Origin of the sequence: Pseudomonas sp. SK2 (assembly GCF_016772395.1) — a bacterium.
Lineage (GTDB): Bacteria > Pseudomonadota > Gammaproteobacteria > Pseudomonadales > Pseudomonadaceae > Aquipseudomonas > Aquipseudomonas taiwanensis.
This window is the reverse complement of sequence record NZ_CP061944.1, coordinates 4,772,239-4,794,898: the sequence shown is the minus strand read 5'-3', so window position 1 is coordinate 4,794,898 and position 22,660 is coordinate 4,772,239. Positions and strand designations below refer to the sequence as shown.

The 22,660-nt window shown below is 59.9% G+C and carries 16 protein-coding genes and 5 pseudogenes; 14 read left to right on the top strand and 7 right to left on the bottom strand.

Translation table 11 applies throughout. The annotated features are described in order from the left end of the window. The first annotated feature begins 2 nt into the window (after positions 1 to 2). Both gabT and gabP read left to right on the top strand, forming a co-directional pair. Positions 3 to 1,280, top strand: a complete 1,278-nt coding sequence (gabT, locus tag IF103_RS21590) for a 4-aminobutyrate--2-oxoglutarate transaminase (RefSeq protein WP_023382574.1) — start codon at positions 3 to 5, stop codon at positions 1,278 to 1,280. 183 nt (positions 1,281 to 1,463) lie between these two features. Then, positions 1,464 to 2,876, top strand: coding sequence for a GABA permease (gene gabP / locus IF103_RS21585; RefSeq protein WP_023382573.1), 1,413 nt, complete (start codon positions 1,464 to 1,466; stop codon positions 2,874 to 2,876). 91 nt (positions 2,877 to 2,967) lie between these two features. On the opposite strand, the gene IF103_RS21580 is transcribed toward gabP, so the two are convergent. From IF103_RS21580 to IF103_RS21560, 5 genes are all read right to left on the bottom strand, one after another. Next, positions 2,968 to 3,741, bottom strand: coding sequence for a c-type cytochrome (locus IF103_RS21580; protein WP_023382572.1), 774 nt, complete (start codon positions 3,739 to 3,741; stop codon positions 2,968 to 2,970). A gap of 9 nt (positions 3,742 to 3,750) precedes the next feature. Continuing rightward, positions 3,751 to 4,758, bottom strand: coding sequence for a copper resistance protein B (locus IF103_RS21575; protein WP_023382571.1), 1,008 nt, complete (start codon positions 4,756 to 4,758; stop codon positions 3,751 to 3,753). Then, complete coding sequence (locus IF103_RS21570; protein WP_023382570.1) at positions 4,748 to 5,065, bottom strand: hypothetical protein; 318 nt, start codon at positions 5,063 to 5,065, stop codon at positions 4,748 to 4,750. Before IF103_RS21570 ends, IF103_RS21575 begins: the two co-directional genes overlap by 11 nt. Before the next feature lie 14 nt (positions 5,066 to 5,079). Next, positions 5,080 to 6,825, bottom strand: a complete 1,746-nt coding sequence (locus IF103_RS21565) for a copper resistance system multicopper oxidase (protein ID WP_104881197.1) — start codon at positions 6,823 to 6,825, stop codon at positions 5,080 to 5,082. Positions 6,826 to 7,006: 181 nt separating this feature from the next. Then, positions 7,007 to 7,213 (bottom strand): co-regulatory protein PtrA N-terminal domain-containing protein, encoded by a 207-nt coding sequence (locus tag IF103_RS21560; protein ID WP_023382568.1) that lies wholly within the window; start codon positions 7,211 to 7,213, stop codon positions 7,007 to 7,009. Between the two features lie 631 nt (positions 7,214 to 7,844). Here IF103_RS21560 and IF103_RS21555 point away from each other — a divergent pair. The 4 genes from IF103_RS21555 (at position 7,845) to IF103_RS21540 (ending at position 16,599) form a co-directional block, all read left to right on the top strand. Next, the gene (locus tag IF103_RS21555) at positions 7,845 to 8,363 is read left to right on the top strand and encodes an Hcp family type VI secretion system effector (RefSeq protein ID WP_023381485.1); all 519 of its coding nucleotides are present in this window, start codon (positions 7,845 to 7,847) and stop codon (positions 8,361 to 8,363) included. 81 nt (positions 8,364 to 8,444) lie between these two features. Further along, entirely contained in the window at positions 8,445 to 11,471 is a 3,027-nt protein-coding gene (locus tag IF103_RS21550; protein WP_202675664.1) for a type VI secretion system Vgr family protein, read from the top strand. Beyond that, on the top strand, positions 11,468 to 16,156 hold the full coding sequence (locus IF103_RS21545; protein ID WP_202675663.1) for an RHS repeat-associated core domain-containing protein: 4,689 nt from the start codon (positions 11,468 to 11,470) through the stop codon (positions 16,154 to 16,156). The genes IF103_RS21550 and IF103_RS21545 overlap by 4 nt, the downstream gene beginning before the upstream one ends. An 8-nt stretch (positions 16,157 to 16,164) precedes the next feature. Beyond that, positions 16,165 to 16,599: an Imm44 family immunity protein gene (locus IF103_RS21540; protein WP_023382564.1), complete on the top strand. Its 435-nt coding sequence runs from the start codon at positions 16,165 to 16,167 to the stop codon at positions 16,597 to 16,599. A 178-nt stretch (positions 16,600 to 16,777) separates the two neighbouring features. Here the strand turns inward: IF103_RS21540 and IF103_RS21535 are convergent. Beyond that, positions 16,778 to 17,020 (bottom strand): annotated as a pseudogene (locus IF103_RS21535) (transposase); the annotation flags it as partial. Between IF103_RS21535 and IF103_RS21530 the strand changes: the two are divergent. The 6 genes and pseudogenes from IF103_RS21530 to IF103_RS21515 all read left to right on the top strand — a co-directional run. Then, positions 17,019 to 17,655, top strand: a pseudogene (locus IF103_RS21530) (RHS repeat-associated core domain-containing protein); the annotation flags it as partial. The pseudogenes IF103_RS21535 and IF103_RS21530 overlap by 2 nt on opposite strands. 110 nt (positions 17,656 to 17,765) lie before the next feature. Further along, positions 17,766 to 17,936, top strand: a complete 171-nt coding sequence (locus IF103_RS25155) for an HNH endonuclease (RefSeq protein WP_274519659.1) — start codon at positions 17,766 to 17,768, stop codon at positions 17,934 to 17,936. A gap of 9 nt (positions 17,937 to 17,945) precedes the next feature. Next, complete coding sequence (locus IF103_RS21525) at positions 17,946 to 18,377, top strand: DUF4265 domain-containing protein (RefSeq protein WP_023381478.1); 432 nt, start codon at positions 17,946 to 17,948, stop codon at positions 18,375 to 18,377. 230 nt (positions 18,378 to 18,607) lie between these two features. Further along, positions 18,608 to 19,909, top strand: a pseudogene (locus IF103_RS21520) (RHS repeat-associated core domain-containing protein); the annotation flags it as partial. 117 nt (positions 19,910 to 20,026) lie between these two features. After that, positions 20,027 to 20,215 (top strand): polymorphic toxin type 8 domain-containing protein, encoded by a 189-nt coding sequence (locus IF103_RS25025; protein WP_238546566.1) that lies wholly within the window; start codon positions 20,027 to 20,029, stop codon positions 20,213 to 20,215. A 2-nt stretch (positions 20,216 to 20,217) separates the two neighbouring features. After that, a complete protein-coding gene (locus IF103_RS21515) occupies positions 20,218 to 20,595 on the top strand; it encodes a DUF2750 domain-containing protein (RefSeq protein ID WP_041925556.1) in 378 nt (125 codons plus the stop codon). A 363-nt stretch (positions 20,596 to 20,958) separates the two neighbouring features. Here IF103_RS21515 and IF103_RS21510 read toward each other — a convergent pair. Next, a pseudogene (locus tag IF103_RS21510) lies at positions 20,959 to 21,201 on the bottom strand (transposase); the annotation flags it as partial. On the opposite strand from IF103_RS21510, the pseudogene IF103_RS21505 reads away from it, so the two are divergent. Both IF103_RS21505 and IF103_RS21500 read left to right on the top strand, forming a co-directional pair. Continuing rightward, positions 21,200 to 21,832: pseudogene (locus IF103_RS21505) on the top strand (RHS repeat-associated core domain-containing protein); the annotation flags it as partial. The pseudogenes IF103_RS21510 and IF103_RS21505 sit on opposite strands and share 2 nt — an antisense overlap. Positions 21,833 to 22,176: 344 nt before the next feature. Continuing rightward, a complete protein-coding gene (locus tag IF103_RS21500) occupies positions 22,177 to 22,503 on the top strand; it encodes a hypothetical protein (protein WP_202675662.1) in 327 nt (108 codons plus the stop codon). Positions 22,504 to 22,660 lie beyond the last annotated feature (157 nt).

Here is a 22,660-nt window from a genome sequence, read left to right as displayed (position 1 = left end):
ACATGAACACCAACCAGAGCCTGCAACAACGCCGCCTGGCCGCCATTCCACGTGGCGTCGGGCAAATCCACCAGATCTACGCCGAGCGTGCCGAGAACGCCACCGTGTGGGACGTCGAGGGCCGAGAGTACCTGGACTTCGCCGGCGGTATCGCGGTGCTCAATACCGGCCACCTGCACCCGAAAGTCATGGCAGCCGTCCAGGCGCAGCTGGCCAAGCTGACCCACACCTGCTTCCACGTCTTTGGCTACGAGCCCTACGTGGCCCTGGCCGAGAAGATCAACCAGCGCGTGCCGGGCGACTTCGAGAAAAAGACCTTGCTGGTGACCACCGGCGCCGAAGCGGTGGAGAACGCCATCAAGATCGCCCGTGCCGCCACTGGCCGCCAGGGTGTGATCGCCTTCACCGGCGCCTACCATGGGCGTACGCACTACACCCTGAGCCTGACCGGCAAGGTCGTGCCGTACTCTGCGGGCATGGGCCTGATGCCAGGTGGCATCTACCGTGCCCAGTACCCGAACGCGGTGCATGGCGTGAGCAGCGATGACGCCATCGCCAGCGTCGAACGCATCTTCAAGAACGACGCCGCGCCGACTGACATCGCCGCGATCATTCTCGAACCGGTCCAGGGCGAAGGTGGTTTCAACGTCGCGCCGAAAGACTTCCTGGCCCGTCTGCGCGCCCTGTGCGACGAGCACGGCATCGTGCTGATCGCCGACGAAGTGCAGACCGGTGCTGGTCGTACCGGTACCTTCTTCGCCATGGAGCAACTGGGCGTCGCCGCCGACCTGACCACCTTCGCCAAGTCCATCGCCGGTGGTTTCCCGCTGGCTGGTGTGTGCGGCCGTGCCGAGATCATGGATGCGGTGGCTCCCGGTGGCCTGGGCGGGACCTACGCCGGTAGCCCAGTCTCCTGCGCCGCTGCCCTGGCCGTGCTGGAAGCCTTCGACGACGAGAAACTGCTGGAGCGGGCCCAGGCGGTCGGTGAAATCCTCACCAGCGGCCTGCGCGCCATCGGCGAGCGTCACAACAGCCTGGTGGATGTGCGCAACCTGGGTGCCATGGTCGCCGTAGAGTTGTTCGAGGGCGGTGACCTGAGCAAGCCTGCGGCCGATCTGACTGCCAAGGTGGTGGCCAAGGCCCGTGACAAAGGGCTGATCCTGCTGTCGTGCGGCACCTATTACAACGTCTTGCGCATTTTGGTTCCGCTGACCGTCAGCGACGCGGACTTGCAGCGCGGTCTGGCCTTGATCGGCGAGTGCTTCGACGAGCTCGCCTGACACTCATGCCTGACGGTCGCTCGACGGCCGTCGGCGCTTTCTTGAGTCAGCGTCACCCTGGTCTGTGCTCACCCGCATCTGTCCGACTCACCCTCTCGGACAGGGCGGGCTTTTTCGTCCGATGCTGGTGAGCGCGGACACCGAAAATGCCCTCAGAGGCAGTACAAGAACAAAGGTAATGCCATGCAGAACGATAAGAACAATCTCAGTCACGGGCTCAAGTCCCGTCATGTGACCATGCTTTCCATTGCCGGTGTCATTGGCGCCGGCTTGTTCGTAGGTTCAGGACGGGCCATTGCAGAGGCCGGCCCGGCCACCATCCTTGCTTACATCTTCGCCGGCGTGCTGGTCGTGCTGGTGATGCGCATGCTGGCGGAAATGGCCGTCGCGTCGCCAGACACCGGTTCGTTCTCCACCTATGCCGACCAGGCCATCGGCAAGTGGGCGGGCTATACCATTGGCTGGCTCTACTGGTGGTTCTGGGTGCTGATCATTCCCATCGAAGCCAATATCGCCGCAACCATCATCAACACGTATGTGCCGCAGATGGAAATCTGGGTGCTGTCGTTGGTCATCACCTTGCTGCTGACCGCCACCAACCTGTTCAGCGTCAAGCACTACGGCGAGTTCGAGTTCTGGTTGGCGTTGGTGAAGGTGGCCGCTATCGTCGGCTTCATCATCCTCGGTGCCTGCGCCATCCTTGGCCTGTTCCCCAGCACCGGCGTGAGCGGGGTTTCACGCTTGTGGGATAACGGCGGCTTCATGCCCAACGGCTTTGGTGCAGTGCTCAGCGCGATGCTGATCACTATGTTCTCGTTCCTCGGTGCCGAGGTGGTGACCATTGCCGCGGCGGAGTCCGATGCCGCTGGCAAGCAGATCTCCAAGGCCACCAACTCGGTGATCTGGCGGATCACGTTGTTCTACATCCTGTCGATCTTCATCGTCGTGGCGCTGGTGCCGTGGAACGATCCAAGGCTGGCGAGCGAAGGGTCCTATGTGGCGGTGCTGAATATTCTCAACGTGCCCCATGCCAAGGCCATCATCGACTTCGTGGTGCTGACCTCGGTGACCAGTTGCCTGAACTCCTCGCTGTACACCGCTTCGCGCATGCTCTATTCGCTGAGCCGCCGGGGCGATGCGCCCGCTTGTGCCCAGGTGACCGCCCGCAGCGGTACGCCGATCTATGCCGTAATGCTGTCTACCGGTGCCGCGTTCCTGACGGTGATCGCCAACTACCTGGTGCCCTCGAAGGTGTTCGGTTTCCTCATGGCCAGCTCGGGTGCGATTGCTCTGCTGGTCTATCTGGTGATTGCCATTTCCCAGCTGCGCCTGCGTAAACGCCTGATCGCCGAAGGTAAGACCCTGAGCTACAGGATGTGGCTGTTCCCTTGGCTGACATGGGGTGTGATCTTGTTCATCAGCGCCGTGCTGGTGCTGATGTTGCTGCGCCCCGACCACCGGCTCGAAGTGGTATCGACCATGGCGCTGGCGATACTGGTGGTGTGCTCGGGCCTGCTGGTGACACGACGTCGCCGGCGTGTGGAGCAGGGCGGCGCCAACCCGCTGACGAGCTCCGGAAGCGGGGTCGCTGGTTGATGGAGCTCCCCCTCGAGGTGCGCGCGTCGAGGGGGATATTCACGGTAAACTTTCTCAGCCCCTGGGCATGCCATGGCGATGCCGATGACTTTCAGTGCTCATGGGTGTGCTCCTTTCCATCGCGGTGAAAATGCGACTTCGGAGCCGGCTTCGAGTGTTGGGCGCTGTCGGCCTCGCCATGCCCGTGATGGCCAGGCGCGGTGGGTGCGCTTGGCGAAGCCGGATGATGCGCCTTGGATTGCCCCTTGTCATGGTGGCCACTTCCCGAGGCTGCCTCTTCGTAGCGACCTGGCACGTTGTCGCCGTGTTGGCCTTCATGATTGTGCATTTCGCTTTCGCCACCCCCATGCTGGTGACCGCCGCTGATCGCGACCATCGCGTTGTACTGCTGGGCGTTCATTCGGGGTAGCTGATCGAGGAAGGCGACAATTCCCCAGATGTACGGGTCACCCATGCTCTTGCCCCAAGCTGGCATGCCTGTGGCCTTGATGCCGTGTTTGATGGTCCAGAACGCGACAGCGGGATCACCGCTGACCCCAAGTTTGGTCAGGTCGGGAGGAGAGGGGTACAGCGCCTGGCTGAGCTCTGTCTTCTCAACGCCGGGGGCAAGATGGCAACCGATGCACATGGCGTTGTAGTTACCAGCGCCCATGCGAATCAGGTTTTCGTCCTTGAGGTCTGGTACCTCGATATCCCTGGCGCGCACCTCGATGGAACGATCCCGAACCATGGCCAGAAAGGCATGTACTGCCGGGAAGTGAGGATCATCGGCCGCGACGTTCACCACGCCAAAGTACGCGGCTGCCAGAACGCTCGCGCTGGTGACGGCGCCTGCTGCAACCAGCGTTGTTATCGTTCTTTTCATGTCTGGCTCTCAAAACCACATGCGGATGCCGGCGACGAAACGTGCTTCATCCACATCCCCACCTTCATCACGGATGAAGTCGGCGGTTTTGCCATAGGAGCGGTTCCAGGTGACGCCTATGTAAGGTGCGAACTGGCGAACGATTTCATACCGCAGCCGCACGCCGACTTCGGTATTGGCAAGACCGGAACCCACACCACGCTCAGGATCGTTCTTGCCGTAGAAATTGACTTCAGCGGTTGGCTGCAGGATCAGGCGATTGGTCAGGAGTATGTCGTAGTCGCCTTCCAGGCGGGCGGCGGTCTGGCCGTTTTCGCCGAGGAATGCAGTGGCTTCGGCTTCGAAACCGTACAGTGCCATGCCCTGGATGCCGAACGCAGCCCAGGTCTGAGGAGATTGCGGCTTGAAGTCCTGGCGAACCCCGGCAACCACATCCCACCAAGGGCTGACCGAGCGGCCGTAGAGCAGCTGTAGTTCGGCATCTTCGGTGACACCGTTGGTCCGTTCACCCTCGGAGCGTATCCAGAGCCGGTTGATATCACCGCCTATCCATCCAGTAGCATCCCAGGCCAGCGCGCTGCCTTCGTCAGCATCCTGGTACTCGAGTTGGTCCAGCAAGAAGAAGCTGTTGATTGCGCTGTCGTGCATCCGATGTCCGCCCAACGGCGGGAACGCCGCCTGGCGGTCTGCATCCGTGAGTACGGGAATCGGGGTACGGCTGGTAGTGGCAGGCGCCGCGGAACCGTGGTTCATCGTTGAGTGATCCATGGCGCCATGGTCCATCCCCTGCATGCTCGTATGATCCATCTTGCTGTGATCGGCGGGCGCGGTTTTTTTCCGAGGCTCGCTTGCGCCCATCTGGCTGTGGTCCATGCCTGGCATCGAGTCGTGCCCCATGGACGAATGATCCATCGCCGAGTGGTCCACCTCTTCAGCGGCGAAGCTGGGCGCAACGCCCAGCACGCCAAGCGAAACGGTCAGGGCCAGCAGCGAGGGTCGCGCCAGGCTACTGGTCATCTTTCCCTGCCTTAGCGTCGTCGCTGCCATGCGATTGCATCATTTTGCTGTGATCCATGCCCTGCATCGAGCCATGATCCATGCCTTTCATCGCATCGTGATCCATGCCCTGCATGGAGCCATGATCCATACCTTTCATGGCGCCGTGATCCATGCCTTGAGCGCCCTTGGCCTTCGCGGAATCGGCAGACGTCTGGGTATGTTGTTCATGGGTGTCGCTCGACCACGACGATGGGGCATAAACGGTGAACAGGCCCGCCATCGCAGCGCAAAGGACAAAGGTGTTTCGTTTCAGGGGTTTGCTCATTTCGGATCTCCAGTTCATTCGTCCACGCGGACTTCTCGGAACATGCCCATTTCCATGTGGAACAGCAGGTGACAGTGATAGGCCCAGCGTCCCAGGGCATCTGCGGTCACGCGATAACTCCGTTTCGAGCCGGGGGGCATGTCAATCGTGTGTTTTCGAACCATAAAGTTGCCGTGCTCATCCTCCAGGTCGCTCCACATGCCATGGAGGTGGATGGGGTGGGTCATCATGGTGTCGTTGACCAGGGTGATGCGAAGGCGCTCGCCGTACTTCAGGCGCAGGGGGGCGGCATCGGAGAACTTGATGCCGTCGAAGGACCAGGCGAACTTCTCCATGTGGCCGGTCAGATGCAGTTCGATGGTTCGGCCAGGTTCCCGACCGTCCGGATCGATGAAGGTGCTTCGCAGATCCGAGTAGGTCAGAACCCGACGGCCGTTGTCGCGCAGCCCAACCCCCGGGTCGCTCAGCTTTGCGGTTGGAGTCATCGTCTGCATGTCGACCAACGGGTTGTTGGTCTCTGAGGCGGGATGGCTTTGCATGGCCCCACCGGTATCTGCCATGTTGCCGTGATCCATACCGGCCATGTCGCCGTGGTCCATGCCGGCCATGCTGCCGTGATTCATCCCCGCCATGCTGCCGTGGTCCATGCCCATGTCACCCATGGAGATGACGGGGCGAGGGTCGACGGCTGGAACCGGTGCTTGCAAGCCTTCGCGGATAGCCAAGGTGCCCCTGGAGTACCCCGAGCGATCCATGGATTGAGCGAAAATGGTGTATGCCTGTTCATCCTGTGGCTCAACGATGACATCGTAGGTTTCAGCAACGGCGATACGGAACTCGTCGACCGAAACGGGATTGACATGTTGCCCATCCGCCGCGACCACGGTCATCTTCAGGCCAGGAATGCGCACATCGAAGTACGTCATGGCCGAGCCGTTGATGAAGCGCAGCCGGATTTTCTCACCGGGCTTGAAAACGCCGGTCCAGTTTCCGTCTGGCGCCTGGCCATTCATGAGGTAGGTGTAGGTGTACCCGCTGACGTCGGCAAGATCGGTGGGGCTCATCTTCATCTCGGCCCACATCTTGCGGTCAGCGACCGCGGCGGACCAGCCCATCTCGCCGACGTCGTTGACGAAATCACCCACCGTTCGCTTGTGGAAGTTGTAGTAGTCAGACTGCTTCTTGAGCTTGGAGAGCACCCGGGCAGGGTCTTCGTCCGTCCAGTCGCTGAGCATCACCACATAGTCCCGGTCATAACTGAACGGCTCGGGCTCTTTCGCATCGATGACCAGTGCGCCATACACCCCGACCTGCTCCTGGAAGCCAGAATGGCTGTGGTACCAGTAGGTGCCGTTCTGATGGACCTTGAACCTGTACTCGTACATGCCATCAGGGGCGATGCCATGGAAACTCAGGCCTGGGACACCGTCCATGTTCGCCGGCAGGATGATGCCGTGCCAGTGGATGGACGTGTCCTGCTTCAAACGGTTGCGCACCCGAAGCGTGACGGTATCGCCTTCGCGCCAACGGAGCGTGGGGCCTGGCAGAGAACCGTTGATTGCCATGGCGGTGCGCGGGGCGCCGGTGATATTGACCGGCAGCTCACCGATGTAAAGGTCAAATTCTGTGCCTGTCAGCACATTGGGCTGGCCAGGGCTGGTCACCGCCCACACCGGCGCGCGCCACATGCCCAACCCGCCCAGTAGTCCGGTAGCAGCCAGGCCTTTGACGAAGGATCGTCGTGTGGTTTTGCTTTGCATGCCGTTGCGTCCAGTCAGAGAAATAGCTGATATCCAGGCCGCCGAATGTCGCAGCCCTCGGTTTCAGTTCGGTCCTCGCAAGCTTCGCAGGTTTTCGACGAAGCACCCGATTTGCCGGAGGAGGTCACTTGAAACTGCCATAGTTCGGGTTCGAGGGTGATTACATTTCTGTAAGCTTGCTTCAGCAGTGCTTGTGCCCTGTGTGCTGGTCTTGCTGAGCGGCGACGGGTGTCTGGTCATTGTTCTCCTGGGTAAGCTGATAAGCCTGCTGGGAGGATTGCCGAGCGGCTTCCATCCTCATGAAGGTGCGGTCCCCACCGCCTTCTGCATGGGCCAGGTTTGCCATGCCGAAGGTTGCTGCCATCACAACTGCCTTGACGCTGTTCATGGGTGTTCCCTCTGGTTTTTCGTTGGCGCCGATCGGCGCTCTGTCCAGAGGCAATTTAGGGACCTGAGCCTGTCAGGAAACTGAGTGGCGCATGACGTTTGCGTCAGCTTTTGCAGGGTGGCTTGGCTGCCAGTTTGAAGCGCACGCAGCGGTGGTTCGGAAAGGCCATCATCCGGCACTTCCTGACAGTACCCCACCAAGCAGTAGCTGGGTCGCCTACCTCGTGTTTGCCTACAGCCAGTCCATGGCAACCCGAGCTTAAGTTTGTGGCCGGCGTGCTGCACGTTGCGATGTTTTTTACAGCTTCGGCGCACTCTCCTGACTTTTTAGTCAACTGCGCAAGAAGTTGCGCACTCAAATGTGGATAAGCCTGTGCATACATTCCTGTAGGCCCTGAGAAATATGGCGTACAGGCAACTGCGCAACTTTTTGCACACCACTGCGCAAGAAGTTGCGCACTTTTCCCGTGGTTTTCTCCGAAAAAGCTTCGCGATTTTCAGTGTGGGTCGCTGCAGGCCTTGATCTATAAGGCTTTTCCTCAAGTTGGCACGACTTTTGTCATATCAAGATCCGATTGACCGGCAATTTGCTGCCGAAAAAGGCACTTATCCACAGCAAGGAGAGCAGCACCATGGCAACACCCGCGTACATGTCCGTCACCGGCGAAAAACAAGGCCTGATCACCGCTGGCGCGTTCACCGCCGATTCGGTGGGCAACACCTACCAGGAAGGCCACGAAGACCAGGTGATGGTCCAGGGCTTCGACCACCAGGTGATCATCCCCCGTGATCCGCAGTCCGGCCAACCGACCGGCCAGCGCGTGCACAAACCGGTGAAGATCACCAAGGTCTTCGACAAGGCCTCGCCACTGCTGCTGGCGGCCCTGACCTCCGGTGAGCGCATGACCAAGGTCGAGATCAAGTGGTACCGCACCTCGGCCGCCGGCACCCAGGAGCACTACTACACCACCGTCCTGGAAGACGCGATCATCGTCGACATGAAGGACTACATGCACAACTGCCAGGACCCGGCCAACGCCCACTTCACCCACCTGGAAGACGTGTACTTCACCTACCGCAAGATCACCTGGACCCACGAGGTCTCCGGGACTTCCGGTTCCGACGACTGGCGCGTTCCGGTCGCAGGCTAAACCTGGATCACACCGCTGCCTGCCGCGTTCGCGCGGCGGGCTGCGGTCGTTTTCACTACGTTTTCCTAAAGGAGGACAGGGATGTTTGCCGCCGCGAACCAGACCCATTTCAGCTTGCACATCGACGGCCTGGAGCACGATTTCCAGGTCCTCGCCTTCAACGGCACGGAAGCCATCAGCCACGCCTATGCCATTGACCTCGAGCTGGTCAGCGAACGCCCTTCGCTGGACCTGGAACGCCTGCTGCACAAACCCGCCTTCCTCCAGCTCGACGATGCCGGCCGTGGCCTGCACGGCCTGATCTATCGCGCCGCCCAGGGCGAGTCGGGCAAGCGCCTGACCCGCTACCAGGTCACCCTGCGCCCGCAGCTGGCGTACCTGGACCACCGCATCAACCAGCGCATGTTCCAGCACAAGACCGTGCCGCAGATCATCGCCCTGGTCCTGGAGGAGCATGGCATCCTCGCCAATGCCTACCAGTTCCAGTTGGGCGCGCAGTACCCGCAACGCGAATACTGCGTGCAGTACGACGAGTCCAACCTGCACTTCATCCAGCGCTTGTGCGAAGAAGAAGGCATCCACTATCACTTTCGTCACCGCGCCGACGGCCACCTGCTGGTGTTCGGCGACGACCAGACGGTGTTTCCCAAACTGGCCCCGGTCAGCTTCCAGCACGACGCCGGGCTGGTCGCCGACACGCCGATGATCAAGGGCTTCGCCCTGCGCCTGGAAACCCGCACCAGCAGCGTCACGCGCCGCGACTACGACTTCAAGAAGCCGCTGATCCAGCTCGAAGGCGAGGCCGTCAGCCACGCCGAGCCGGACCTTGAAGACTACGACTACCCCGGCCGCTTCCTCGACCGCGCCCGTGGCAAGCACCTGGCCACCCGCGCCCTGGAGCGCCACCGCAGCGACTTCCGCCAGGCCGAGGGCCGCAGTGACCAACCGCTGCTGGCCAGCGGGCACTTCCTGGCCCTGGCCAGCCACCCCAACGCGGCCTGGAACGACCTCTGGCTGCTGCTCGCCGTGCACCACCAAGGCCGCCAGCCGCAGGTGCTGGAAGAAGTCATCACCAGCGACATCGACGCGAAGCACGACGGTTTCCAGCAGGGTTACCGCAACACCTTCACCGCCACGCCGTGGGACGCCCCGTACCGCCCGCCGCTGCGCCACCCCAAGCCCCGGGTGCTGGGCGACCAGCGCGCCGTGGTCAGCGGCCCGGCCGGCGAAGAGATCTACTGCGACGAATACGGCCGCATCAAGGTGCAGTTCTTCTGGGACCGCGAAGGCCAGGCCGACGACAAGTCCAGCGTGTGGCTGCGCGTCGCCTCCGGCTGGGCCGGCCAGGGCATCGCCGGCCTGCAGTTGCCCCGCGTGGGCATGGAAGTGCTGGTCAGCTTCCTTGAAGGCGACCCCGACCAGCCGCTGGTGACCGGCTGCCTGTACCACGGCGTGAACATGCCGCACTACAAGCTGCCCGACCTCAAGACCCTGGCCACGATCAAGAGCAAGGAATACAAGGGCAGCCGCGGCAACGAACTGCGCATCGACGACACCACCGGTGAAATCAGCATCGCCCTGCGCAGCGACCACGGCGCCAGTGCGCTGAACCTCGGCTACCTGACCCACCCCCGGCCGAGCGGCGGCGCCCCGCGCGGTGAAGGCTTCGAGTTGCGCACCGACCGCCACGGCGCCGTGCGCGCCGCTGGTGGCCTGCTGATCACCACCGAGCCCCGGCCGAACGAAGCCAGGCACCACAAGGACCTGCCCGAGACGGCCGAGCGCCTGGCCACCGCCAGCGAGCAGCAGGACAGCCTGGCTGAACTGGCCAAGCAGATGCAGGCACAGGAGCCAGGCGATCAGGACGAGGTGGCCAAGCGACTGCACGAGCAGCATCAGGGCATTCTCGGCAGCGGCCCGGCCAACCAGAGCGCCAATGAGTTTCCCGAACTCACCCAGCCGCACCTGGTGCTCGCCAGCCCTGCCGGCATCGCCCTGACCACGCCAGGGCCGACGCACGTGTCGACCGGTGAGCACCTGGCCCTGAGCAGTACCGGGCACACCAGCCTGTCGATCGGCAAACGCCTGCTGGCCAGTGCCAGCCAGGGCATGCGCCTGTTCGTGCAGAGCCTGGGCTGGAGACTGGTGGCGGCTGCGGGCGACATCGATATCCGCGCGCTGAAAGACAACATCAACCTGCTGGCCAAGCTCGACATCACCGCCAATGCCGACCGCATCGTGCTAACCGCCAAGACCGAATTGGTCGTGCAAGGCGGCGGCAGCGCCACCACGTACAACGCGGCGGGTATCACCCATGTCACCAGTGGCAACTACACCGCCCACGCGGCGCAGTTCGCCCACATCGGCGCCGCGAGCAAGGCGGGTACGTTCCCCGAACCGCCGAAGCCGGGCAAGGGCAACCTCGAACTGCTCTACCAGTACGTCAACAGCGCGGGTGTGAAGACCGGCGACTACGGGGTGATCGACGCGTTGGGCGCCTCGATCAAGGGCAGCCTCGACGGCAAGGGCTTCAATCAGGCATCCGGCGCTGCCGCTGGCCCGCTGTGGGTCGACTTCGGCCTAGACCCGGCCGACACCTGGTCCGATGCCAGCTTCTTCGGCGCGAACGCCTGGCCGGTGAAAGGCCAGTTCGACGACATCGCCCCCGGCCAGCAGGCCGTGGTCGGCGAAGTCGCGAGTGGCACCAAGGGCGCGGACGGGCTGCTGGGCCAGGGCTTGGCGCTGGCCCAGCAAGGCATGGACAAAGGCAAGGCATTGGTACAGGACGCGATGGCACAAGGAAAAACCGTGGCCCAGGGCATGCTGGGTTCGAGCGGCGGCGGCCTGCTGGAGCAGGGCAAGTCCCTGGCCAGCGCCGGCATGAAACTGGCCCAGAGTGGCCAGGCCGCGTTGCAACAGGTGCAACAGGTCAAGGCCGCCGTCGGCGGCGACACCAGCGCCATGACCCAGCTCGCCAGCACGGTGGTGCCCGGCGCCGCCTCGGCCCTCAAGGCCGCCGACACTCTCAAGCAACTGCCCACGCTGCCGACGCTGAGCCCTCCCGCCAACCCGGCCAAGCGCCCGCTGGGCAGTGAGGTGCTGGCATGAGTGGCGAATCCAAGCAACGCGAAGCGCAAGTCGCGGTCGCCCCGCTCAACACCATCGACGCCAAGGACGTGGGCCGCGGCGCCGCCGCCTTCGACGCCTGGTTGCAGTCGGTCAGCAGCGGCTACGTCACCCTCGAACGGATCAAGACCGTGGCCGGTGCCTTGCCGGTGGTGGGCAACATCATGGCCCTGGTCGACGCCCTGGGCGATGTGGTCACCCTGGTCAAGAGCAAGCACCGCCAGGTGCTCGACTGGGTCAGCCTGGGCATCAACCTGATCGGCGTATTGCCGGCGCCGCCGACCATGGCAGCCGCCCGCATGAGCTTGCGCCCGACCTTGTTCCTGGTCCGCCAGGAGCTGCGCAACAGCGCCAAGATGCTGCTGGGCGACTCGCTGATCACGGTGCTGATGGGCCACCTCAACGCCACCATCGCCGGGACCCTCGACGACTTTGTGACCCAGGCACAGCCAAAGATCGCCGGCATTCTCAAGGACGCGGGCGATCTGGGTACCAAGGTGACTGGCGAAATTGCCACGGGCCTGGAGAAAGTCGTGCTCGGCCAACTCGACGCCCAGGGCGACAAGGCGGCGGCGAGCAAGCAGATGGCAGCCGCCAGCGACCAGTTGCTCAACGACCCCAAGGCGGCGATCAGCAACTTCTTCGGGGCGGTGCACAGCGCCTGCAAGGCGGCTGGTAAAGGCATGGCCAACAGCGCTACCAGCAAGCTGATGCCCGATGACATCAAGAACAGCGTGCTGGCCAATACCGGGCAGCTGCGAGCGCTGGGCGGGGAAATGGCCACGCAGCTGAACAAGCTGTCCGATCCTGCGACGCAGATGAGCATCGGCTGGATGCTGACGGTGCTGGGTGGGGCGGTGGCAGGCTTCCGCAGCCGCCACAAGAACGGCCAGCCAGGGGTGGCCAAGCCGGATACCGTGACCAAGGTGGAGCGGGAGCAGAGCAAGGGTGAGCTTGCTGTCGTGGGTAAACAGGCCCCGGCCGAGCAGACCCCAAGCCCCAAGCGTCCACCGTGCCCCGCTGAACCGAAGGCCCGTACCGGCCACAGCATCAGCTTCTCGCTGGGCTCGGAATTCATTCAGCACACCGATTTCAGCTTGCCTGGCCCATTTCCCATCGAGTGGGAGCGGATCTACCACTCGCGCCTGGCCGAGTACGACCAGGGCAGCCTGGGCGCTCGTTGGGTAACCGAGTTCACCACCCGCATCGACATCGTCGGCAAAGGCGTGCTGTTCCACGACTTCGACGGCCGCAGCCACGCATTCGAGCTGCCCAAGGTCGGCAAGGCGCTGTTCAACGCCATCGAAGACTTGCTGCTGGTGCGCAGCACCGACAGCGAACTGGTGATCTGCCGTGGGTTCGTGCGCAAGGAATACTACCTGCGCGTGGGCGATCGTTATTACCTGCGCAAGATCCTGCTGGAGAACGACGCCGGCTGCATGCTGCATTACGAGCATCGCCACGACGGCCGCCCGGTGCTGTCCGACATCATCACCTTCCAGGGTGATGCGAAGAACGTCCTACGTCACCTCGGCACCCTGATCGATGATCACGGCCATATCAAAGGCCTGTGGGAAATGCGCGACGGTCAGCCGCTTCGTCAGCTGTGCGCCTACCACTACGACGACCAAGGCGACCTGATCGCGGCCCAGGACGAGAACGGCGCCGCCTGGCATTACCAGTATCAGCACCATCTGGTTACCCGCTACACCGACCGCACCGGGCGCGGCATGAACCTGGAATGGGAGGGCAGCAGCGCCCAGGCCAAGGCCATCCATGAATGGGCCGACGACGGCAGCTACGACACGCGTCTGGCGTGGGACGAGAACATCCGCCTGACCTACGTCACCGACGCTCACGGCCAGGAGACCTGGTACTACTACGATATCCAGGGCCACCTGTATCGCATCCGCTACCCGGACGAACGCTCCGAGTGGCTGTTCCGCGATGAGCGCAAGAAGCTCCTGCGCCACGTGCACGCCGATGGCAGCGAAGACCGCTACGACTACGACGATCAAGGCAGCGTCATTCGCCATATCCGTGCCGACCACAGCAAGACGCACTTTGCCTACGACGACCGTCGTCACCCGATCAAGATCCGCGACGCAGAAGGCGGCCTGTGGCTGCGTGATTACGACCGGAAAGGCAACCTGGTCGAAACCACCGACCCGCTGGGCAACAAGACCGAATTCGCCTACACGCCTTCGGGCCTGGTGAAGGCGATCAAGGATGCCAACGGCAACGAGAAGAAGCTGGCGTACAACGCGGCGGACCAGCTGATCGAGTACACCGACTGCTCGGGCAAGACCAGTCAATGGGAGTACGACGACGTCGGTCGTCTGGTGCTGTTCACCGATGCGGCGGGCAACAAGACCACCTACGCGTACAAGGCCGGTCAGCTGGCGAAAGTCACCCACCCCGACAACACCGAAGAGCGTTTCGAACGCGATGCCGAAGGCCGCCTGTTGGCCCACGTCGACGCGCTGGACCGCTGCACCACCTGGTCCTACGACGCGGCCGGCAAACTGGTCGAACGGGTCGACGCCAACGAGCACACCTTGCGCTACCGCTGGGACAAGCTGGGCCGCCTGATCGGGCTGGAGAACGAGAACGACAGCAAGGCCACGTTCCTGTACGACCCGGTCGGCCGCCTGCTGGAAGAAAAGGGCTTCGATGGTTTGGTCACCCGCTACCAGTACGACCCGGACAGCGGTCGACTGGCCAGCACCCAGGTCGGTCAACGCCGGATCGACATCACCTTCGATGCCGTCGGGCGTCTGGCCTCGCGCACGGCCCGCCAGGGCGACCAGCGCCAGGAAGAAACCTTTGCCTACGACGGCAACGGCAAGCTGATCCAGGCCATCAATGCCGACAGCAAGTTGCAATGGTTCCATGACGAAGCGGGCAACCTCACTCGCGAGCATCAGTACTACCTCAAGACCGCTGTGCCGATGGTCGCGGTGTGGAAGCACGAGTACGACGCGCTGAACCTGCGCACGGCGACGATTCGCCCCGATGGCCATAAGGTCAGCACGCTCACCTACGGCAGCGGTCACGTGCTGGGCATGACCCTTGACCAGCATGAGCTGCTGGCCTACGAGCGCGATGCTCTGCACCGTGAGGTGGTCCGGCATCAGGGCAACCAGCTGATGCAGACCCAGGCGTGGGACCCGGCGGGTCGCCTGCAGGCGCAATGGCTGGGTAGCCACGACGGCAAGTCCACGTTGCTCAAGCGCCAGTATCAATACGATGCCGTCGGCCAGCTGACCGACATCCACGACACCCGCCGTGGTCACCTGGCCTATCAGTACGACCCGGTGGGCCGCCTGCTGCAAGCCACCAGTCGCCTGGGTGTCGAGACCTTCGCCTTCGACCCGGCCGGCAACCTGCTGGACCAGAAGACCCAGGAACTCAACCGCCCGCTGGAAAGCGACCCGCGTCGCAACAAGCTGATGGACAACCTGCTGCGCGAGTACGCCGGCACGCATTACCAGTACGACGAACGCGGCAACCTCATCCACCGCCTGCACAACGGCGACAAGGCCCGCCTGACCTGGGACCTGTTCGACCGTCTGGTCCGCTTCGACGATGGCAAGCTCAGCGTGGCGTACAGCTACGACGCGCTGGGCCGTCGCCTGCACAAACACTCGACCGCGCATCACTACGACGATCCCCGTGCGGGCAGCGGCTGGAACCAGATGCAACGCGCCAAGCGCCAGCGCGAACTGGGTTGCGGTTACACCCTGTACGGCTGGGATGGCGACAACCTCGCCTGGGAAAGCTCGCCGCCGCAGGACGAAGGGGAGACCGGGCGGACGGTGCATTACCTGTACGAACCGGACAGCTTCGTGCCCGTTGCGCAGGCGCTGCGCAAGGCACCGATTCGCCTGTTACGGCAGCCGGACTGGCGTGGACGCGAATACGACATCGACCAGGACCCGCTGTGGCAGCACGAAGTGAAACCGCAGCCGATCGATGCGATTGCCTGGTACCAGTGCGATCACCTCGGTACGCCGATGGAGCTGACCGACCACCACGGAGAGGTGGCGTGGGCGGGGCAGTACAAGGCGTGGGGTGACGTGCGCGAGGTGCGTTCGGACTGGGCCAGGCAGATTGGGATGAGCAACCCGATTCGCTTCCAGGGGCAGTACCACGATCACGAGACCGGGCTGCATTACAACCGGTATCGGTACTATGATCCGAGGGTTGGGCGGTTTGTGAACCAGGATCCGATCAGTTACGGCGGCGGTTTAAACCTGTTTGCCTATGCGCCGAACCCTGTGGAGTGGATTGACCCGTTGGGGTTGTGGAAAGGACAGCCGCGTCAGTCGAATGGGCGGTTTGGGGCGGGAAAAGATCCTTCGAAGCCATGTCCGTGTAAGATCGCGACTTCTGAAAAAGTTCATGGCAATAACTTAAACAGTACTGCTCCGGCTATTGGCTATACTCTTAGGGATAGTGATTCGACCGAAGTGATGAAATATGGTGAGACCACCAGGGGAAAGCATCGATATACAAAGCAGTATTTGGAAGATAATAATTTGATTATGCGTGAAGAGGCGGTGGGCACAAAAAGGGAGATGCATGCGTGGCAGCATCAGAAAATTCTAGAGTACAAAGCCCAAAATGGCGGTGCTAGACCGCCGCTAAATAAAAGCGACTTTTAGGAGTATTCATGAAATTTTGGATGTCGAGCGAGCAGCATGCGTTGGTAGGTGACGCAGAGCACAAGGCACGTAAAACATTGGAGCCAGTTTTGGCTGGCATTTTGTCTGATGTTGTTCTTGATTGCGGCTTGGAAAAATGGAGTTTTATATCTATAGTTATGCCTGATGAGCGACAGGCGGATTATCCCGAGGTCAAGCGATATCATAAACTCAAAAGGGATGTGGAGTTGCGAGTCAAACTTCCGTTTTCAGAGTTCAAAGATGCTGACGCAAATAAGCAGGTCGGCTTGATGCTTGATGCTTTGTCTCGCTCTGTTGATATGATGGGTGAGATAAAAAGTTTAAGATTAAAGAGCGAGGATGCTTCCGTTCTAAGGGGGGCAGTTGAAAAAGCAAGGCTTCGGCTAAATGTGTCAAAGGGCGATGAAAGAAGTTTTATTTAAGTGGTGCTGTATATGGATAGGTTTATAGGGCTAAGGAGACGCTGAACAATTAGCCAATTCTCACCGTCCCCATGTTCAAGCCGGTTTTTTCAACCTGCCGGCCTTATTCTGCGTTTCTTGGGCCGATTTCTACCCTGATTTTGCTGATTAGCGGGCCAGCCCCGCCTTTCGGACGGACTTATCCCGCCGTCCGTTGCAAATACCGCTTGGCCAGTACCAGATTGGCCAACCCAAACAGACTGAACAACTGCGCCGTATTCTTTTCCAGTCCACGGTAGCGAACCTTACGATGATTGAAGCGCACCTTGATCACCTGGAAGGGATGCTCGACCTTGGCACGCAGCTGCGCCGTGGCGTATTCGATTTTGCGCTTGACTCGGTACAGCACGCTGTCTTTGCCGTGATGTTTGTAACTGCTTGCGGGTAGTGGCTGGAACCAGATGCAACGCGCCAAGCGCCAGCGCGAAGTGGGTTGCGGTTACACCCTGTACGGCTGGGATGGCGACAACCTCGCCTGGGAAAGCTCGCCGCCGCAGGACGAAGGCGAGACCGGGCGGACCGTGCATTACCTGTACGAACCGGGCAGCTTCGTGCCCGTCGCGCAGGCGCTGCGCAAGGCACCGATTCGCCTGTTACGGCAGCCGGACTGGCGTGGACGCGAATACGACATCGACCAGGACCCGCTGTGGCAACACGAAGTGAAGCCGCAGCCGATCGATTCGATTGCCTGGTATCAGTGCGATCACCTCGGTACGCCGATGGAACTGACCGACCACCACGCAGAGGTGGCGTGGGCGGGGCAGTACAAGGCGTGGGGTGACGTGTGCGAGGTGCGCTCGGAGTGGGCCAAGCAGGTTGGGATGAGCAACCCGATTCGCTTCCAGGGCCAGTACCACGATCATGAGACCGGGCTGCATTACAACCGGTATCGGTACTATGATCCGAGGGTTGGGCGGTTCCTAAGTCAAGATCCAATAAGCTATATGGGAGGGATAAATCTATATAGCTATGCGGATAATCCGACGGAGTGGCTTGATCCGTTGGGTCTTGCTCGAATAAGTGGACCAGGTAGTAGGCCTGGTAAAGATTTTACAAAGGCTGGGAAGAGAGAGGTTAAACAAGAAAATATTGACCGTTATGGTCACTTGACTTGCGAGAGCTGCAGCGTGCAGGCGTTCAGTGCAGTCAGGCATGAGCGGGGTGTGAGACCTCCTGACAATGAGGCACATGTTGATCACGTGATTCCTAAGGCAAAGGGCGGTTCGGGAACTCCAGAGAATGGACAGGTTCTGTGTAGGGTCTGTAATCTAGAGAAAAGTGATTCTTGTGAAATATAGGTGGTGCTAATGGAAAAGGTTTTTATTAGCTTGAATGTTGTTGATGGCTACCCCCCGGTTGGGGTTGAAAGTGTATGGGCTGAAAAAAAAGACGGAAATCTTTATAGAATAAAGAATATACCGTTCTACTCAAAGGAGGTGTGTTTTGAGGACGAGGTGAGTACCTCAAAGGGAAGTGATGGTGAGGCCGTTTTCGTTGCTGTGGTGGCTGATGAGGGTAATAGTACAATTAGGATTATATTTTTTGATGGCGATGAAAGTGTGCCAGGTTTGATCATGGCCGAGATTTCCAATATGGGCTGTTCTTGGGAAGGAATGAGTAAAAAATTTTTCTCAGTAAACGTTCCTCGGGAGGTTGATTTTGATGAGGTTGTCAAGTATTTGGAGGTAAAGAGCGAAGAAGGCTGGTTGGATTATGAGTACGGCAAGGTACGTCAATAGTATGCGCGATTTTTATATGTTTGGCGGGCTGTGCCTACTTGTTTAGGTGCGGTTTGTTTTAAGTTTAATTAAAGTTTTGATTTTTGGTTTTTGTAAAGCTTTGGTGTGAAGTCTGATGGGTGATGGATAGGTTTTAGTTCTTACGCTCCTTTCGGTCACCCATTGTAAAAATAGGTCTGTAATGGCGTGTACACTTTGTACGAGGACGGAACCGAACCTGCGCACGTCGTGGCTACAAAGTCAGCACGCTCACCTACGGCAGCGGTCACGTGCTGGGCATGACCCTTGACCAGCATGAGCTGCTGGCCTACGAGCGCGATGCTCTGCACCGTGAGGTGGTCCGGCATCAGGGCAACCAGCTGATGCAGACCCAGGCGTGGGACCCGGCGGGTCGCCTGCAGGCGCAATGGCTGGGTAGCCACGACGGCAAGTCCACGTTGCTCAAGCGCCAGTATCAATACGATGCCGTCGGCCAGCTGACCGACATCCACGACACCCGCCGTGGTCACCTGGCCTATCAGTACGACCCGGTGGGCCGCCTGCTGCAAGCCACCAGTCGCCTGGGTGTCGAGACCTTCGCCTTCGACCCGGCCGGCAACCTGCTGGACCAGAAGACCCAGGAACTCAACCGCCCGCTGGAAAGCGACCCGCGTCGCAACAAGCTGATGGACAACCTGCTGCGCGAGTACGCCGGCACGCATTACCAGTACGACGAACGCGGCAACCTCATCCACCGCCTGCACAACGGCGACAAGGCCCGCCTGACCTGGGACCTGTTCGACCGTCTGGTCCGCTTCGACGATGGCAAGCTCAGCGTGGCGTACAGCTACGACGCGCTGGGCCGTCGCCTGCACAAACACTCGACCGCGCATCACTACGACGATCCCCGTGCGGGCAGCGGCTGGAACCAGATGCAACGCGCCAAGCGCCAGCGCGAACTGGGTTGCGGTTACACCCTGTACGGCTGGGATGGCGACAACCTCGCCTGGGAAAGCTCGCCGCCGCAGGACGAAGGGGAGACCGGGCGGACGGTGCATTACCTGTACGAACCGGACAGCTTCGTGCCCGTTGCGCAGGCGCTGCGCAAGGCACCGATTCGCCTGTTACGGCAGCCGGACTGGCGTGGACGCGAATACGACATCGACCAGGACCCGCTGTGGCAGCACGAAGTGAAACCGCAGCCGATCGATGCGATTGCCTGGTACCAGTGCGATCACCTCGGTACGCCGATGGAGCTGACCGACCACCACGGAGAGGTGGCGTGGGCGGGGCAGTACAAGGCGTGGGGTGACGTGCGCGAGGTGCGTTCGGACTGGGCCAGGCAGATTGGGATGAGCAACCCGATTCGCTTCCAGGGGCAGTACCACGATCACGAGACCGGGCTGCATTACAACCGGTATCGGTACTATGATCCGAAGGCGGGCCGTTTCATTAGCCAAGACCCGATCAGTTATGAGGGGGGGCTGAATTTATATGCTTACGCCCCGAATCCAATTGAGTGGTTTGACGTATTTGGTTTAGCTCCCAAGAAGCAGTGTCCGATCTGTCAAGATGGATCGCATGGTCGATCAAACAAGCAGGAGCGGATTCGGGCATTGGCGGGTGACGATAAGCAGCCAGCGTGGATTCGAGGATGGGTGAAGAATGACATGCGCCATATCAAGAGTGGAAACAGAACGGCGCTAAGACTACCAGGGAATTCACGCAACTCAAAAGGTAAGGGGAAGGAGTTGGCGCATGGATATAATACAGAGGCGAAAGATGGCTTCTGCTATCGTCACTCTAAACTGCAAGATGCAGACCTTCATAAAACTCAGCACAGGATAGGAGGATATTGAGAATGCACGATAGTAAAGTTTTAAATGTATCCTCTCTAAGCTCAGAGGGTAGGTTTGAGTTTTTCATCAGAAAAGTTGCAGATTTTGAGGTTGTTTGGGGTTTGTATGATGAGGGATGGGCCACTGCTACCCTAGAAGGAAACGTAGTGGTGCCGTTCTGGCCTGAGGAGGAATTTGCTAAGCGCTGTGCGACGGATGAATGGGGTGATTTTTGGCCGCGTAAAATTGCTATTGAGGACTTTTTAGATAAGTGGCTTCCGGGTATGCATTCAGATTCTCGACTGTGTCAAGTGTTTCCTGTGCCAGGGGATGTGGGGGTGGTGATTTCTCCGACTGCTCTTGAAGTTGCTTTGCGAGAAGAGCTTGAACAATACGAGTAGATGTTCGCTTTGAGGCGCGAGTACCTGCTCAATGATCGATATCTAGGTGGCGATTAAGGGGGGTTGTATTTTTTATAGAGGCGCCGAGCAATTTTATGATTTGCTCGGCGTTGCATGATGCGGATTTACAGAGTAGTTAGGGGCAGATTCAGAGGCTATTGAATTAAAGATGGGTTTCTCATGGTGCTTGGCTATCATTGCCGTCATCATTTCGATACGGAGACGCTGAACAATTAGCCGTTTCTTACCGTCCCCATTTTCAAGCCGGTTTTTCCAACCTACTGGCCTTACTCTGTGTTTCTTGGGCCGATTTCTATCCTGATTTTGCTGAGTTAGCGGGCCAGCCCCGCCTTTCAGACGGACTTATCCCGGCGTCCGTTGCAAATACCGCTTGGCCAGTACCAGATTGGCCAACCCAAACAGACTGAACAACTGCGCCGTATTCTTTTCCAGTCCACGGTAGCGAACCTTACGATGATTGAAGCGCACCTTGATCACCTGGAAGGGATGCTCGACCTTGGCACGCAGCTGCGCCGTGGCGTATTCGATTTTGCGCTTGACTCGGTACAGCACGCTGTCTTTGCCGTGATGTTTGTAACTGCTTGCGGGTAGTGGCTGGAACCAGATGCAACGCGCCAAGCGCCAGCGCGAAGTGGGTTGCGGTTACACCCTGTACGGCTGGGATGGCGACAACCTCGCCTGGGAAAGCTCGCCGCCGCAGGACGAAGGCGAGACCGGGCGGACCGTGCATTACCTGTACGAACCGGGCAGCTTCGTGCCCGTCGCGCAGGCGCTGCGCAAGGCACCGATTCGCCTGTTACGGCAGCCGGACTGGCGTGGACGCGAATACGACATCGACCAGGACCCGCTGTGGCAACACGAAGTGAAGCCGCAGCCGATCGATTCGATTGCCTGGTACCAGTGCGATCACCTCGGCACGCCGATGGAGCTGACCGACCACCACGGAGAGGTGGCGTGGGCGGGGCAGTACAAGGCGTGGGGTGACGTGCGCGAGGTGCGTTCGGACTGGGCCAAGCAGGTTGGGATGAGCAACCCGATTCGCTTCCAGGGGCAGTACCACGATCATGAGACCGGGCTGCATTACAACCGGTATCGGTACTATGATCCGAGGGTTGGGCGGTTTGTGAGCCAGGATCCGGTTAGCTACGGCGGCGGTTTCAACCTCTATGAGTATGTTCCGAACCCTATTGATTGGATCGATCCGTGGGGACTGAAGCGGATCAAGAATGCGATTGATGGGGATCGCCGCCATCAGGAGTTCAATGCGGAAATTAAAGCTAAACACCCAACTGCTTCAATTCAGAGCGAATGTTATTTGAGGGATGTGACTGGTCGTTCCGTCAGAGATCCAGTGACTGGCGAACGTCGACGAGTCGATACAGTTGTCATTGAAAACGGTACTGCAACAACTTATGAAGTCACCAGTATGGCCGCTAACAAAATGGAGCGGCAGGCTAAAGAAAGACGAATCTTGGCCGCGGGCGGTAGCTATATTAGGGATAGAAGTACTCAAGAGCTTGTGCCAGTCTCGGGGCTGTCTAAATTGCATAGGAGGGAGTGATGTCTGAAAACTTTGTAATGTGGGATGTCGATGGTATTTTAGAGTCTTACAAGGATATCCCGGAATGGGAGGCTAGTGTAAATAATACGTTAGAGGAACTGTTCAGATTCCTTGAGATGAATGGCCTGCTTTGTTGTAGGGTGACAAATGAGAGGGGGCAGATAATAAAGAGGAAGGTAAAATTTAGTGAGCTTACAGATGAGGGTAGAAGTATAGCATTTGGTCCTAAAAACCCTGTTCATAGATGGCTGGCTTCGAAGGGGGCTCAGAAAACTCCTCCAGATATGAAAATGTTGGAAAGGGCGCTCTTGGAAATAAGGCGTTGATTGTGGCGTGATTTGTTTGCTGTTAGATGCATTGTGACTTTAGCTCCTGTTAAGGTTATTACGGAGTATGGCTCAGGTCTGGCTGTAAAGATTAATGCATTTTTGCGGCCAATATATGGTGGTCGACGCACTGTCAATTGCCTCCGTCAGAATTAGA

Excerpts from the sequence above, each read along its gene's own strand:
- IF103_RS21555 (WP_023381485.1), top strand. The coding sequence starts at position 7,845 with ATGGCAACACCCGCGTACATGTCCGTCACCGGCGAAAAACAAGGCCTG.
- IF103_RS21560 (WP_023382568.1), bottom strand. The coding sequence starts at position 7,213 with ATGAACAGCGTCAAGGCAGTTGTGATGGCAGCAACCTTCGGCATGGCA.
- IF103_RS21565 (WP_104881197.1), bottom strand. The coding sequence starts at position 6,825 with ATGCAAAGCAAAACCACACGACGATCCTTCGTCAAAGGCCTGGCTGCT.
- IF103_RS21500 (WP_202675662.1), top strand. The coding sequence starts at position 22,177 with ATGTCTGAAAACTTTGTAATGTGGGATGTCGATGGTATTTTAGAGTCT.
- IF103_RS21570 (WP_023382570.1), bottom strand. The coding sequence starts at position 5,065 with ATGAGCAAACCCCTGAAACGAAACACCTTTGTCCTTTGCGCTGCGATG.
- gabT (WP_023382574.1), top strand. The coding sequence starts at position 3 with ATGAACACCAACCAGAGCCTGCAACAACGCCGCCTGGCCGCCATTCCA.
- IF103_RS25025 (WP_238546566.1), top strand. The coding sequence starts at position 20,027 with ATGCGCCATATCAAGAGTGGAAACAGAACGGCGCTAAGACTACCAGGG.
- gabP (WP_023382573.1), top strand. The coding sequence starts at position 1,464 with ATGCAGAACGATAAGAACAATCTCAGTCACGGGCTCAAGTCCCGTCAT.
- IF103_RS21545 (WP_202675663.1), top strand. The coding sequence starts at position 11,468 with ATGAGTGGCGAATCCAAGCAACGCGAAGCGCAAGTCGCGGTCGCCCCG.
- IF103_RS21580 (WP_023382572.1), bottom strand. The coding sequence starts at position 3,741 with ATGAAAAGAACGATAACAACGCTGGTTGCAGCAGGCGCCGTCACCAGC.
- IF103_RS21515 (WP_041925556.1), top strand. The coding sequence starts at position 20,218 with ATGCACGATAGTAAAGTTTTAAATGTATCCTCTCTAAGCTCAGAGGGT.
- IF103_RS21575 (WP_023382571.1), bottom strand. The coding sequence starts at position 4,758 with ATGACCAGTAGCCTGGCGCGACCCTCGCTGCTGGCCCTGACCGTTTCG.
- IF103_RS21525 (WP_023381478.1), top strand. The coding sequence starts at position 17,946 with ATGGAAAAGGTTTTTATTAGCTTGAATGTTGTTGATGGCTACCCCCCG.
- IF103_RS21540 (WP_023382564.1), top strand. The coding sequence starts at position 16,165 with ATGAAATTTTGGATGTCGAGCGAGCAGCATGCGTTGGTAGGTGACGCA.
- IF103_RS21550 (WP_202675664.1), top strand. The coding sequence starts at position 8,445 with ATGTTTGCCGCCGCGAACCAGACCCATTTCAGCTTGCACATCGACGGC.